Below are 14,691 nucleotides of genomic sequence, written 5' to 3' on the forward strand. Positions count from 1 at the left end.
CAGAAGGAATATTATTTTGAGAAAGCGAAGCCAAAAAAATATTTCTTCTCCCGCAGGGCATGGACTTGTAAAAAGCGGTAAGAGAGCAACTAAATTGTATGTGTTTGTAGCCACTTACAACAGGTAGATGCACGAAATACGATTCGTAAATTTTGTTATAGCTACACAAAAAACATAGAAAACAGCAAAAAACACAACTTAAAAAAGCTGTATTCTTTGAATTGATAAAGAAACGAAGGACTATATTTCAAATCCTAGTTCTCCTGCAAGTTCATAAGCTGTTTGTTCAATAGCAAACCAACAGAATATAGTTTTTAGATCAAAATTTTGCTTCATAATTTCTCCAAAATAGTAAGAATGCTCTATACGAATCTCTTCTATTTCATCGTAATGTGTATCATAGAAATGATGAGTATGACGGTAAAAGATATATTTACTAATTAAATCATTAATCTGAAACATAGGTAATTCCTGAAAAAACTCTTCTATATCTTCTTTGTAGGATTCTAAAATATCTTTTGCTACTTGAGATCGTAATGAAAGAGGTTCTTTTGCTATTGCCTGTAGTTTTTCAAAGCTTGTGTTTTTTGATGCATTCATAATAAAAAAATGAAGGTTAAATACATCAAGTCTAAAATCTCGAAGGCTTAAAAGTCAAAAGGACACTCTTTGAATAAGAGGCAAACATTTGATCTTTTAAAAAGCCGAAAGAGATAGTCTTGAAATGTATGTACCGATTCTTTGTTATGAAATATGAAAGCTCACTGGAATTATAAACGTGAGTATTGTTATGAAAAAGTGTTACCCTTAAAAAGAGATAGAAATAAATTCAATCATTTTTTAAAGGTCATAGAAATTTCTTTTTAAAATGTTTTGACAGAGGTTAAAAACGGGTTAGTATTTCGACGTGCCTGATGGCTCTTGAAAGTTTTAAACATTTTAGAGAAATACAAAATCACAAAAAGCTGAACTAACCTTATAAATAAGCGAAAAAAGGCAAAAAAAATACGGCGGGATTAGCTCAGTTGGTTAGAGCACCGGGTTGTGGTTCTGACAGTCATTAAATTGTTGAAAAGTAAAAACAGTTTAAGCCTTTGTCAGAAAGTGATTATAGAGTATCTTAAAAAGTAGAAAATATTTCAAATTCGTCGGGTATATAAATTATATACTTTGAAATAATGAATTCTATTATACAATTACATCATCAATACAGTAATTTCTGTCTCACTTTTAAAGGTCATTCCCCTAATACAGTTAGGGGAGAATTTCATAATATAAAGCAATTTGTAGAGTTGCTCCAATTAGACAATATTCATCAAATAAATAAACCTTTGGTTGAAAGGTATATTATGGATAGAAGGATAAAAAAGAATTGGAAACCCTCAACAACAAGAAATAATATTCAAGCATTACAAAGTTTTCTTGAATACTGTAAACAAGAAGGATTTATCGAAGAAAATCCTATTCGAGAAATACCAATGCCCAAACTTCATAAGAAATTACCCAAAGCTTTGGATAGAGAAGATGCAATGCGATTAATTGATTGGACATACATTGCTCCTTTTCGATATGCTTTTAATAGAATTCGTTGCAGAGCAATAATAGCTATGTTTATTTACACTGGTATTCGAAAATCTGAACTACTCAATTTAAAGCTTACTGATGTAAGAATGAGAGATAAAATACTGCGAGTAGAATGTGGTAAAGGAGGAAAAGACCGTTTAATTCCTCTAAATGAAAAGTTGATTTCTATTTTGAATGAATATTTGACAGCTAGAGTTAAAAATAAGAAAACAACACCATATTTTTTTGCGTCTTTACGGAGAGATTATAGGCTTGGAGCGATGACTATTCGGAGAATATTCGACCGTTTGAAATCCGATTTGAATTTAAGTGTTTACCCTCATAAACTAAGACATACATTTGCTACATTAATGTTAGAAGGGAACTGTGATATTTATGCGTTATCAAAGATGATGGGACATAGTGATCTAAAAACAACCACTATATATTTGGCAATAACCACAAGACACTTAAAAGACCAAATCAACAAACATCCTTTGGGAGCTACAGTAGATTTGCCCCACAAAAAACTTCTTTCAGATTCTTTTTAGAGACAGATAAATAAATTTCTGTAGTTGAAACAGAAGAATGACCTAACATTTCTTTTACCATATATAGCCCTATTCCTGCATTTATTGCATTTCTAGCAAATGTATGACGTAAAGGATGTGGGCTAAATTTGATTCCAGAAATTTTACTAATCTTCTGGCAAAACCCTTGAATAGTCTTCTTGCTTATTTTTGAAGGAGTACGAAGACTTTGAAAAAACCATGAGGATTTCATTTTTATCTTTTCTCTATCTGCGAGATACCTTTTAAGTATTGGAATCAATTTTGGATAAATAGGAACTATTCGCTCTTTTCTACCTTTTCCAAAACGGATAATAATTTCTTTAGTACTTATATTAACATCTTCTAATTTGAGGTTAATAAGTTCATTTAATCTAATACCTGTAAAAAGAAAAGTAGCTATAATCGCTATATTCCTAGTTTTTTCAATATTGTACCGCCATTCAAAATATTCTGTGTGAAATAAAATAGATTGTACTTGTTCTTTGGTTAAAAAACGAGGTAATACTTTGGGTACTTTTGGTTTGCTAATTTTACAAATAGGGTTTTCTTGGATGAATCCATGTGTTCTGCAATACTCAAAAAATGTTTTTAAATATTGCCTGTTATTTCTAAATGTTCGAGAACTCCATAAACGTTTTTCTTTTTGAGAGTATAAAAAGTCTCTTGAGATTTGAGTGTCTATTTTTCTAAGATTATCAATATCAGCGAAAAGGAAAAGCTTTTTAGTTATATTTATAATGTCTTTTGTTGTTCTAGGGTTAATCTCTTTTTCATACAAAGCGTATCTTTTAAAACCAGTGATGTAGTTGTCTAAAAACATATTATAAGAGAGAAAATGTATCGTTTGTCGTTATACCTTCCTTTCTAAAAACGACCAAAAGAAAAATACCTAGAGAGAAAATCTTTCTAGGTATCTAATATTTTGAAAAAGTATTCTCATTACAAAACTCCTTCATCTGCAAAACTGTAATAACCTTGTTCTGTAATAATCAAGTGGTCTAATAATTTTAAATCTAAAACTTTGCTTGCTTCTTTAATCTTTTCAGTAAGCTGTTTATCTGAAAGTGATGGTTTAAGCTTTCCAGATGGGTGGTTGTGAACTAAAACAAAACCTACAGATCGAGTTAGTAAAGCTCCTTGCATCAAAATTCTCACATCAACTAAAGTCGAATTAATACCCCCAACAGAAAGGAGATAGTAGCCTACAATATTATTGCCATTATCCAAATATAAGGCGTACATGTATTCTCGGTAATTAATCTGCTCTACAGGAATAATTTGACGAATACATTGATTCGCTTGTTTGGAACTGCTGATTTTTTGAAAAGGGGTTTTAAGCTTCTTTGTATATGATAATTGTATTTCGTTGATTTTAAAAAGTTCTGTTGTAGGACGATTTTCCATAATACCGTTATTTTGATGAATAATTCTTTGGCATTACACTCATCTTTACAGCGGAAATAAAACAAGGAGGAACTCGAAGAGGCAAATCCTTGTTGTTTTTCGTAAAGATGAAATTCGACAAAGAATTTTCAGTGAAATGGTATTGAGACATAGTCTATAAAGAATTTTAAGTTATAGAGTTCACTTGTATGAAATAGGTTTTTTGTATAGGAAATGTAGTTCCTGTTATAATGTTCAATTCTATTAGGTCTTTATATTGTATAAAGAGCTATTTTTTTTATATTTATCTATTCATATATACCCCGAAATAGTAAAAAATAAATTAAAGCTAAATCTTTTTTTAAAAGATTTGTTTTAGCGTTTTTAATATACCAAATAATAGATGAACTTTATTCCTACAAGAGAACAGGAACAGATATTTAATTTTTTCAAAAAAAGCAATGAGAATGGAATGATAGATGCCGTTGCTGGTAGTGGAAAAACAAGTACTATTATTAAAGGGATAGATTATATCCCAAATAATAACTCAATACTCTTTTGCGCATTCAATAAGAAAATACAAGAAGAAATAAAGCAGAAAACAAAGAAGTATGATAACGTTTTTGTAAGGACAACATATTCTTTAGGATTAAAAATTTTAAAGGAAAATTATTTGTCATTTAAAAAACAAAAAGTTAATACTTCGAAGTATTTCAGTATTCTACAAGGAAAACTTAGAACAGATAGTAAAGGAAATTATCTTAATAAATTAGACCTCATAGATGACTTTGAGAATATTAAAAAAATATACTACAAAGAAAAAGATAAAGAAGAACAAGACTTGTTTTATAAAACTTTTTATTCAAATTGCTTTAGGTTAATAGATCTTCTGAGGTATACATTGAGTTATGGTAAAACTGTAGAGGTTTTTAAATCGTTAATAGATAGATATGCGATTGAAATAGATACTAATAACTTAAAATTAGTGAGTTTATATTTTTCTATTATTAATGAATTAATAATAGAAGGAAATAGCAAAGCTATTAAATTTGGAATTTTTGATTTTGCGGATATGATTTTTCTGCCTTGTGAGTTAAAACTTGTATCTAATATTAAGTATGATGTTGTTTTTATTGATGAATGTCAAGATTTATCTAATGCTCAATTAAAAATAATAAACAAATTTAAAAAAAAAGAAGGAAGAATCTTTGCAGTAGGCGATCCTTATCAATCTATATACGGCTTTGCTGGAGCATCACCTGAATCATTTAATAATATAAAGAACTTTTTTAAGCCAAAGATGTTTAAGCTGACGAACTGTTTTCGGTGTTCAAAATCAATTGTCGAGTTAGCTAAAAAGATTAGAAGTGATATTGAAACAAAAAATAAAGATGAGGGAGTGGTAATTAATATTAAGTATGAAGAACTATTGAACTATGTGAAAGCTAATGATTTTATATTATCTAGAGGAAATTCAGATTTATTTGAAGTTCTTTTTTTGTTACTTACAAATAATATAAAATGTAATATTCTTGGACGACAGGAAATACTTGCTCAACTGAAAAAAATAATCCCAGATAAGAAATTTAATGACCCTAAATATTATGAAGAATTACCTCTTCATCTTAATAAAATTTATAAATCAAAAGAAAAAAAATTAGGAAATGACCCAGGTAATTATGAAAAACTAGCGAATATAAAAGATGCTATTGATATTTTGGAAATCTGTTTTTTCAATATTGAAAGTGTTTTGACCTTAAATGCTTTATTTAAGCATATAGAACAATTAATGAGCTCTAAAAATGAAGATGCTGTAATTTTATCCTCGATTCATAGAGCAAAAGGATTAGAAGCTGAGAGAGTATTTATAATAGGATATAATAAGTTACCTATTGAGGTAGAAGGAATGTCTCAATGGCAAAAATATCAAGAAAATTGTTTAAAATATGTTGCTATAACAAGAGCAGAAAAAACATTGTTTTTAACAACAGGTATTCCAGAGGATAATAATAATTACTTTATAGAAAATAATGAGATTAGCCTTAGTGTAAGCGATGAGGATATATTTTAAAAATAAGAGAAGCAAAGAAATTATAAGGTTTTCCGTAATAATTTGCCTTGAGAAGAAATTACCTTGCAAAAGAGAATTCTAAAGATTGAGTTTAAAAAAAATGTAAAAAGAAAGAATGTATGTTTTTGACAGAATTATCAATAATTAACCATGAATATTTAATATTAGAATAGTATGTAAATCTAATATTTTAACAAAAAACTTAAAGCTATTTATATGGGAGGACAAGAAGGTCTAAGAGGGTATATAATACAAACTATTGTAGGGGTAATTGAATCTTTAGATGATAAAGAAAATTGGGAGAAAGTTACGCTAGAACCTAACGAAGAACTTGAAAAAGTTGATGTTTTGTGGGAATACTCAAATAATAAAAAAAAGGCTGTTCAAGTAAAATCTTCGATAAATGACATAGGGTATTCTGATGCATTAAAATGGATTGAAGAACTAAAAGAAGATATGCCAGACGCAAGTGAATATCAATTGTATTTAGTAGGCTCTCTTCAAAGAAAATTGAAAAATGAACTTAAGAAAAATAATGACATTATAAATGAAGCTTGTGTAAAAGTTAGAGCTCTAGAATATGATAGCTTAAATACTTTGATAGTAGATAGAATAGAGACTTTTTTATACAAGAGAGATCAAGATAAAATTGATATTAATGTTAGAAAAATCATGTCATTAGCATTAAAAGATGTGTTTATTGAAAATTCTCTAAAAGGAAAAGAGTTTACAAAAGATGGGGTGGAAGAAATTTTAATGAATATTATCAATGATATAAAAAAACAAGCAGAGAAGCATCTTTATAGTTATCTCAAAAAAGAGCCTAATAATTATTCCGAATCATTTGATTCGGAACACTTAGTGGTTGCTAATTTTTTAAGCTTGATAGGTTGGAATAATTTTAATTATAAACAAAAATATATTGAATACAACGATAAAACTGGAGTAGACGATGAGTTTATTGTAGATTTTTGCAGTTTTGATGAAGATAAACTAAAGGATAATAATTTGAATTTTATTTATGTTCAATCTTTAATAGCCAATTCATATGAGGATATAAATAAAAAAGATATAGTGAAATTATATGAATCATTAGGGAAAGTTTCCGAAGGTTTCGAAAAAAAACAATCTATTTTAGAAGACAAGACATATTCTAAACAAGCAATTCATTTTTTATTATCAAAGGAGGTAAATGAAGGGAATGATAGTTTTAAACATAAAATAAGAAGTTTTGATAATAAAAAACATAGTCTAAAGGATTATATCTATTATTCGATAGATAATAGGCAGTTATATTTTTTATACCGTTCTATCGTTACAGCTAAAGCTTATCGTTCAGATTCACCTATTAAATTTTTATATCCACAAACTGAAGATATTGTTTCTGAAAGCAAAATAGGTAAAAGAGAAAACTATCTGCCACCACAATTTTTGAGTTCATCTATTTTACCAATTGTAAAAGAAAATAAAGATAGAATTAGTATTCTGATTTTTTGTAATGATGTCTATTCTCCTGTTAACTTAAAAAAGGTTGTTTGGCTTACTATCTCAATTACTTCTGGTTTTGCTAATGAATATCTTCTATATTTTCCAGAATATATAGAAGATAATGATACAAAGAATGAGGTTAAGGATATACTTAGAGATTTTGAAGATAAATTGTTGTTAGAGAAGGTTAGTGTGCATAGGTTAAGTGAAATAAATACTAGGTTTGTTAAAGAACAACCCTTGCATATTAACAAAGATTATTACATTGATGAGTCTGTTGATGAATCTAAATTAGAAGAAGTTAATTATACTCCTAATAATGATTTTTTGAATAATTATTTACCGTACGGTAGTCTGATTAAACCATTTCTGAATTCAGAAAGAATTAAATCAGATGATTTAAGAGATTTTCTTGCAAGAGAGAAAGGTATTTATTTCAGAGGTTCTGATAAAACAAAAATTATTGAGACAATGACTAAAATCTTATTTAGTCCTTCTGATATTGAAAGTTTAACCAAGCTTGTACTTTCTAAAAAGTTAAAGACTAAAGAGGTACCTAAACTTCCTTATGTTACATTGCAGAAAATGGAAACAGAAATTTTAGAGGATATTATAAAGAAATCAATCCCTGATATTAAGTATAATATCAACGAAAAGTTAGAATCTAAGAAAGCTAAGCTAACAGATGTTCAGGTTAAAACAGAAGGTGATAACGTGATGCTGGAGATTTTTATTGAAGAATATGATCCTAATAAGCAAGCAATGTTAAGTAAGGTACAGAGTGTAGAAAGAGTTTTATTTAAAAATAAAGAAAATAGTATTGAACCTATACAGGAGTTTCAAACTATACTAGGAGGACAGTTAACTAAAACTTCTTTAAATTTAATAGAAAGTAATCTTAAGTATAGGAATATTATTAAAGAAATTACTGAGGAAATAAAATTTAAAGATGATTTTTCTTCAAATGAGGAAAGAGTTCTTTTCTTATTAAGTTTTGTAGAACTAAATAATCATAGTGTATTTAAAAGTGTTGATCTTATAGTTTCAAATTATGCCCTAGATGAAACTTTAAATATTCCCGAAGAGTTGAGGGATAAAGCCGGGAAAAATATCATTACCTCTATTAGAGGTAAAAAATTACAAGAAATTAATGAACTAAAAGATGAAAACATAAGGAAATTTATTTTGTTAGAAAAAATTAAGGTACTATATAAGTTTAATCATATTCAAACTAAAGTAAGTGGTAAGATGGAAGTAGAGATAAATTTTTCTGGAGCATTAAAGAATAAGCCAGAACCAGATGGTAGGATGAGTCTAAAGTTTCATATTACTCCTTACAGGGATAGTATGAAAAACATAACTAATCAAAAAACATTTGAGTCTACCTTGAAAGATGTTTTTTATGATTTTCAGAAAGATAAATTGAGAGAGTTTGGTAAGTTATAATAAAATGGATTTAAGATGATAATTAATGAAATTGATGAATTCCGAATTAATACTATATGTAAAAGGTTGAAAAATTCAGTAACTCAGATTGAAGTTGTGAATTGGTTAAAAAATTTTAAAGACCATGATGTAGATAAAGCATTATTAATTCTTGAAAAATTAGAATTCATAACGGAAAATGAAATTATTGAATTATATGATTCAAAATTGAAAAGAATACTTGAAAATAATCAAGATAATATAATAATACATGCAGTGTGTGATTATGGGAAGAGTAGTACACTTATGGTCTATTATTTGAAAAAAACACCAACTTATAATAAATTTGAGTATAGGATTGTGTTTTACTATCATTATTCTAATTTTAAACATAAAATTAAAAATATAAGTTCTAAAACAAGTATTGTTTTTTTAGATGACTTTTCTGGTTCAGGTAAACAGTTTGTTAATTATTATAAAACCTATGTAAAACCTCAAATTAAAAATGTTAAAAAGATAAATCAATTAACTTTTCTTACTTTGTTTTATTTAAAAAGAGCTAAATCATATATTCAAAGGTTTTGTTCAGAAATAGAAATGGTCGGTGAAGTTAGAAATCCAGCATTCCACTCAAAAGGTTCTGTATTTGGATATAGAAAATCGATGTTACCGTTAAGGAAATTCTCATATGAATATGGAAAGGAATTATTTTCTATATACAACAAGAAAGAAAAAACAAATGAAGTATATCCATTAGGATATAAGAATAGTCAAGCCTTAATAGTATTTGCATATAATCCTCCAAATAATACTTTGCCAATTATTTGGTCAAGTAAAAATTGGGTTCCATTATATCCAAGAGTTTCAGAAAATAAGATGTCTGAATCTAAAAAAATTAGAAAAAAGTTAGCTCATGAAATTGGACTTATAAAAGAAATCGAGGTGTCTAATGTTTTTTATTCTGGAGAAAAGGATTTGGGATGGAGAACAATAAACTTTATAACTAAAACAGACTTTATAACCTATTCAATAATGAAGATGATAAGACAGAAGAGAACTATACCTGTGATTTGTCAAATCTTAGGAATTACAGAAGATGATTATAAAAATATAATTTCTGAAAAAGATGAAGTTTTTGAAACAAGTAACTCATTAACTGATTATGGGGATAATATTTATTTGGAGGTTAAAAAACAATTAAAACTTGTGAGGAAAGAAATTAAGAATAATAGTTGTGTTTTCGAAATAAAAGAAAATAACTATTTACCAAAAGAATTTAAAGGAGTGACATGATAGATTTAGCTGTATTTTTACTAGAAATGGTAAAAAGCTAGGACTAGTTGTCTATAGTTGTATTAATGTTAGCTTATATCGTTTAAATAGTGCAACGCTAAAGGTTACACTATTCAAAGCAGAGCTTTGTCAAATGAGATCGTAAATTTTATCATGTCCACTTCTTTACATAAAATAGTAGAACAAATAAATCAAAGTAATCATGGGAATGATTATAAAGAAAAATTAATTGAATATTCGCAGAATTTAAGTTCTAATAATTTACCTATAATTTTTGATGCATATCACTTGGCGTATTCAATAGGAATAGAACCTTATAGATTAATAAATTTAATAAGAGATAGGGATGATTTATATAATACATATAAGGTTAGGAAAAAAAGTGGAGGATATAGGTGGATTATGAGTCCGATGGAGGAATTAAAAATTGTACAGACATGGATTAAAGTAAATATTTTAGATAAAGTTAATATTCATGAATCAGCAAATGGTTTTATTAAAGATAGATCTATTGTTACTAATGCGAATAAACATGTAAAAAAAGAGACAATTTTAAATATTGATCTTTATAGGTTCTTTGATACGATATCTGAAAAAAGAGTTTACCATTTATTTAAAAAGTTAGGTTACACAGAAAAACTGTCGTATGATTTTTCTAGGCTCTTATGTGTAAATACTCCTAAAAAATATTGGAAAGAAATCAAGAGGGAAAATAGACTAAGAAAAAAAGTTATTAGAATGAAACCTTCTGTTTTGCCTCAAGGAGCACCTACCAGTCCAATAATTTCTAATTTATTGTGTTTAAAATTAGATCAAGTTTTGTATAAATACTGTGAGAAATCAAATTTAGATTATACCAGATATGCTGATGATATAACTATTTCAGGCAACAAAAAGAGTATGCCAAAACTAAAGAAAATAAAATCGATTATTAGGCAAAATGGGTTTACAGTTAATATAAACAAAATACGCTTTACTTCAAAACATAAAAAGCAAACTGTTACTGGTTTAACAGTTAATGATGGTGTCTATGTAGATAAAAGAATTATTAAAGAAATTAATCAAGAACTTTACTATTGCATTAAATACGGATATAAGTCGCACTTAGAATTTAAGTTCAAAGATTCAAAAATTAAATCTAATTACAAAGATTGGTTATATGGTAAAATATGTTTTGTTTATTCAGTCGAAAAAGAAAAAGGGCAACAATTACTGAAAAAATTTAACATGATAGATTGGAATATTTAAGCTAAGAATTCAAAACCATATCCAAAGCATCATCAGCCTCTTTATGAATAAAATTAGCCTGATAGTTAATAGTAGTTTTTAAATTACTATGGCGATATAGTTTTTGAAGCATTAGTGGGTTTATTTTGTCTCCTGCTATGTTTCCAAAAGTATGACGAGCTATATGGTTTGAAAGATTTTTTTCAATACTGCATTTTTCAGCAATTCTTTTGAGGTATTTGTTAAAAAGCTTAGAAGCGTTACGAGTTTTTACGAAAATATCTTCTTTGCTTTTTTGGTCTGCTTTTTTCAGAAAAGGAAAAACATAGTCTGTGTTCTTTTCTTTATCCTTTGCATATAATGATAATATAGCTAAAGCTTTATCGGGAATTTTTAAGCTGACTGGTTTTTCGTTTTTGTTCATTTCATAGTAAAGCCTGCCATCTACAAAATTGAACCATTTGAGTTCTAGTACATCCGAAATACGGACACCTGCAAAATAGTAAGAGAATAAAAATACGTTTTTTGTATGCCAAATAGAGGTATGAGGCTCTAAAGTTAGTTTTTCAATCTTTTCAACCTCTTTTTTCGTAAGCCCTATTTTATTACTGGATTTAATACGTATTTTTTCATTTTCACCGGCAAAGGGATAGTTTTTATTATCAGTAATACCTTCTTTAATAGCTAAATTGTATAGTGTTCTGATAAAAATAAGCTGGTTTGTGATGGTTCTTGGCTTTTGCTCTAAGTACGAGGCACAAAATATTTTGTACTTATTGATAAAGTTCGTGTTTATATCTTGAAACATTAGAGATTTGTTTTTCGAAAAAGCTTTGATTTCATCCGAAGTAGTGTTTTGATATTTACGAGCCTTAGAAATACGCTTTTTTCTACGTTCTCTAATCTCATCCATTACCAAAAGTTTTGGTTCAACAGGATTATGGTTTAGATATTCTTGTATGTTATGTAATATAGATAGTTCAGCTTTAGCAACTGAGAAAGTTCCTTTGGTGTATTTATCATTAATTCTGTCCGAAGCTAACTGAAAAAAAGAAACATTTGAACCTTTTCGTTTTACCTTTGTTTGTATTTGCTGTGTGGTTAGGTTTTCTTCGCTTGTTTCTGCATCCAAAAGAGTAGCATGAGCTTCACTCAGCTTTTTAAGCAGTAGGTTATTAAGTCGAGTAGAATTGGGATGCGACTTTTTTACGGTAGATGATTTAGCGTTCCAATCTTTCTCAAAGATATACTCACCGGTAAATATATATCTCGGTTTTCTGTTTTTTGTAATTCTTAGTGCTAGGGGACAAGAGCCGTCTTTTTTCTTGTCGTGTTTCCAGAGTATTATTTTTACTGATGCCATAGGTGGTTTTTTACATCGTAAAGATATAAAATAGTGTTATATTTACCTAAAACATACCTAAAACATTTTTCGATTTTATATGTATTTAAACGTATCTAAATGAATTTTATAAAACTATAAATGATTGATATAAAGTACTTTAATCTTTTTTTAAACTCATAAAGACAAGGCTCATAACCCGAAGGTCACAGGTTCGAGTCCTGTTCCCGCTACTAGATTTGAAAAGCTTCCAAGAAATTGGAAGCTTTTTTTGTTAGAATAAAATTCATTTTTATGGTATTGTTTTACAAAGTACTTAAATATGAATAAAGCTAAGGTTTGTTAGTATGCTTCTAAGTAAATCAAATGTAATGTATAATTGTTTGATTTTTAGTTGTGAAATTAGTATCTTAAAATTGTTGTTTTAGAAATTAATTACATTAATGTTATTGCTTAATGTAGGTTTCAAGATGAAATAGAAAAAGTTATTTTTTAATTTTTAAATTGAATGCAAAAACTCATTTTATTATTTTTCTTTATTGGTTTTAGTTCCTTTTCACAAGAGAAGGATTCTATTGTAATAGATTTTGAAAATAAAATAAACAATGCTCCTAATGATTCTTTAAAAGTACACTACCTTTTAGGTTTAGGAACCTATCAAAAAAGTAGGAATACAGATAAATTACCTACATACCATCAGCAGATTAGAGAAATATTTAAAAGAAAGAGTTACAACAATATCAAAGATCTTAAAACATTACTCATACAATCTGGAGTATACAAAAGAAGATCTTTAGATTTTTCAGGAGCATTAAAAGATTATTTAGCAGCTCAAAAAATTATTATCGAAACAAATGATTCCATATATCTAGGGGTAAATTATGGAAATATTGCTATGCTATATAAGTTTAATAACGAGTGCGATAAAGCAATTGTTAACTTTAAAAAGGCTATTGAAACTAATACTAACAATAAAAATCACAGATTATTAGGTCTTAATTATAGCAACATTGCAAAATGTTATGCAGAAATGGACCAGATAGATTCTGCTTTTTATGCTTTTGATAAAGGAATTTATCATTCAAAATTATCTGGAGCTTATGATGTTTTGCAAGGTGTGTATGGTAATAAATCAAGTTTGTTATTAGATCAAAAAAGATATAAAGAATCGCTTCCATTGCAACTCGATTTTTTAAAATATACTAAAAATGTTAACAAGCATTTATCTGTAACCATTACTAGTAGAAATCTTGCTAAAACATATTTTCAGTTAAAAGATAATGAGAAAGCTTTGTTATACGCAAATGAAGCAATCAAGTTAGGAACCAAAATAAATATGATGAGTCGTATTTATGATGTATATAAAATAAGAGGAGAAATATACAGATCAATAGGTAAATTAGATTTAGCGTTTAATGATTTAACTACCTACAATAAAATTCAAAAGGAAATAAATGTTGTAAATAATGCGAAAAAGTTTAAAGAAATTGAAATGACGCATTCTTTTGAAAAAGTTCGAATAACAGATAGTATAGTTAATGCAGAAGAAAGAAGAAGAATAGAATTGCAATTAGAAAAAGAAGAAATACAAAAACAATTGTATTTAGCGAGTTTAGTAATTATATGCATAGTAGGTTTACTAGCGCTGTATTTAGGATATCTACTATACTTAAGAATAAAAAAGAAAAATAAAATTAAACAAGAACAGTTGTTTAATGAAATTAACGATTTAAATACAGAAGTTACCACTAAAAAAGAAGAGGTAAATGAGTTGTTAACAGAAACTCTAATTCATTTAAGAACTAAAGAAAAATTGGCAGAAGATTTATCCAAGCTTTCCAAAGACGAGGAAGGAGTAAACTTAAAAAGTATTATCGCCGATTTAAAATCAGATAAACTAGAAGATTCCAAAATTGTTGTTTTAAAACAGAATATAGAAACTCTTAATTACAACTTTTTAAAAACATTAAAAAGTAGACATCCAAATCTAACCAAAACTGATATTGAAGTTTGTTCTTTCATTAAAATAGGTCTTTCAAGAAAAGAAATTTCGAGTTTAAGAAAAACAAGTATCGATGCTATAAAATCAACACGTTTTAGATTGAAAAAAAAATTACAACTCTCCAAAGATGACTCTTTAGACAATTATATTCGATCTCTTTAAATCTTAAACTTTTTACTTTTTTAGTTCTTTTTTACAATTAAAGGAAGTGAAAATAAAAAACAAAAACCCTTGTTTAACAAGGAGTTTTGTTTTTTGCACCCTTTTTTGCACCCCGTGATTTCTTTTTCAAAACTCAAAAATGAAATAGTATTGCAGCGTATTT

The 14,691-nt window shown here is 27.7% G+C and carries 10 protein-coding genes; 6 read left to right on the forward strand and 4 right to left on the reverse strand.

The window, feature by feature from the left end:
* Positions 1–240 precede the first annotated feature (240 nt).
* Positions 241–600 carry a hypothetical protein gene (locus EYW44_RS04105; protein WP_132722402.1) on the reverse strand — a complete coding sequence of 120 codons (360 nt, stop codon included), beginning with the start codon at positions 598–600 and terminating at the stop codon, positions 241–243.
* 578 nt (positions 601–1,178) lie between these two features.
* Here EYW44_RS04105 and EYW44_RS04110 point away from each other — a divergent pair.
* Positions 1,179–2,114 (forward strand): tyrosine-type recombinase/integrase, encoded by a 936-nt coding sequence (locus tag EYW44_RS04110; protein WP_132722403.1) that lies wholly within the window; start codon positions 1,179–1,181, stop codon positions 2,112–2,114.
* Here EYW44_RS04110 and EYW44_RS04115 read toward each other — a convergent pair.
* The gene (locus EYW44_RS04115; protein WP_132722404.1) at positions 2,068–2,955 is read right to left on the reverse strand and encodes a tyrosine-type recombinase/integrase; all 888 of its coding nucleotides are present in this window, start codon (positions 2,953–2,955) and stop codon (positions 2,068–2,070) included. The genes EYW44_RS04110 and EYW44_RS04115 overlap by 47 nt on opposite strands.
* 119 nt (positions 2,956–3,074) lie before the next feature.
* Positions 3,075–3,539, reverse strand: coding sequence for a JAB domain-containing protein (locus EYW44_RS04120; protein WP_132722405.1), 465 nt, complete (start codon positions 3,537–3,539; stop codon positions 3,075–3,077).
* A gap of 382 nt (positions 3,540–3,921) precedes the next feature.
* Here EYW44_RS04120 and EYW44_RS04125 point away from each other — a divergent pair, with 382 nt between their 5' ends.
* The 4 genes from EYW44_RS04125 (at position 3,922) to EYW44_RS04140 (ending at position 11,043) form a co-directional block, all read left to right on the forward strand.
* A complete protein-coding gene (locus tag EYW44_RS04125) occupies positions 3,922–5,589 on the forward strand; it encodes a UvrD-helicase domain-containing protein (RefSeq protein WP_132722406.1) in 1,668 nt (555 codons plus the stop codon).
* Between the two features lie 216 nt (positions 5,590–5,805).
* On the forward strand, positions 5,806–8,523 hold the full coding sequence (locus EYW44_RS04130) for a hypothetical protein (protein WP_132722407.1): 2,718 nt from the start codon (positions 5,806–5,808) through the stop codon (positions 8,521–8,523).
* A 15-nt stretch (positions 8,524–8,538) separates the two neighbouring features.
* Positions 8,539–9,795: a phosphoribosyltransferase-like protein gene (locus EYW44_RS04135; RefSeq protein WP_132722408.1), complete on the forward strand. Its 1,257-nt coding sequence runs from the start codon at positions 8,539–8,541 to the stop codon at positions 9,793–9,795.
* A 153-nt stretch (positions 9,796–9,948) separates the two neighbouring features.
* The gene (locus EYW44_RS04140; RefSeq protein WP_132722409.1) at positions 9,949–11,043 is read left to right on the forward strand and encodes a reverse transcriptase family protein; all 1,095 of its coding nucleotides are present in this window, start codon (positions 9,949–9,951) and stop codon (positions 11,041–11,043) included.
* Position 11,044: 1 nt separating this feature from the next.
* Here EYW44_RS04140 and EYW44_RS04145 read toward each other — a convergent pair whose 3' ends face one another.
* Positions 11,045–12,385, reverse strand: a complete 1,341-nt coding sequence (locus EYW44_RS04145) for a site-specific integrase (RefSeq protein ID WP_132722410.1) — start codon at positions 12,383–12,385, stop codon at positions 11,045–11,047.
* Between the two features lie 487 nt (positions 12,386–12,872).
* On the opposite strand from EYW44_RS04145, the gene EYW44_RS04150 reads away from it, so the two are divergent.
* Complete coding sequence (locus EYW44_RS04150) at positions 12,873–14,528, forward strand: tetratricopeptide repeat protein (protein ID WP_132722411.1); 1,656 nt, start codon at positions 12,873–12,875, stop codon at positions 14,526–14,528.
* Positions 14,529–14,691: the final 163 nt, after the last annotated feature.

This window comes from Tenacibaculum sp. M341, assembly GCF_004337695.1.
Taxonomy (GTDB): domain Bacteria; phylum Bacteroidota; class Bacteroidia; order Flavobacteriales; family Flavobacteriaceae; genus Polaribacter.

Coding starts and splice junctions, on each gene's coding strand:
- EYW44_RS04105 (WP_132722402.1), bottom strand. CDS start 600: ATGAATGCATCAAAAAACACAAGCTTTGAAAAACTACAGGCAATAGCA.
- EYW44_RS04110 (WP_132722403.1), top strand. CDS start 1,179: ATGAATTCTATTATACAATTACATCATCAATACAGTAATTTCTGTCTC.
- EYW44_RS04115 (WP_132722404.1), bottom strand. CDS start 2,955: ATGTTTTTAGACAACTACATCACTGGTTTTAAAAGATACGCTTTGTAT.
- EYW44_RS04120 (WP_132722405.1), bottom strand. CDS start 3,539: ATGGAAAATCGTCCTACAACAGAACTTTTTAAAATCAACGAAATACAA.
- EYW44_RS04125 (WP_132722406.1), top strand. CDS start 3,922: ATGAACTTTATTCCTACAAGAGAACAGGAACAGATATTTAATTTTTTC.
- EYW44_RS04130 (WP_132722407.1), top strand. CDS start 5,806: ATGGGAGGACAAGAAGGTCTAAGAGGGTATATAATACAAACTATTGTA.
- EYW44_RS04135 (WP_132722408.1), top strand. CDS start 8,539: ATGATAATTAATGAAATTGATGAATTCCGAATTAATACTATATGTAAA.
- EYW44_RS04140 (WP_132722409.1), top strand. CDS start 9,949: ATGTCCACTTCTTTACATAAAATAGTAGAACAAATAAATCAAAGTAAT.
- EYW44_RS04145 (WP_132722410.1), bottom strand. CDS start 12,385: ATGGCATCAGTAAAAATAATACTCTGGAAACACGACAAGAAAAAAGAC.
- EYW44_RS04150 (WP_132722411.1), top strand. CDS start 12,873: ATGCAAAAACTCATTTTATTATTTTTCTTTATTGGTTTTAGTTCCTTT.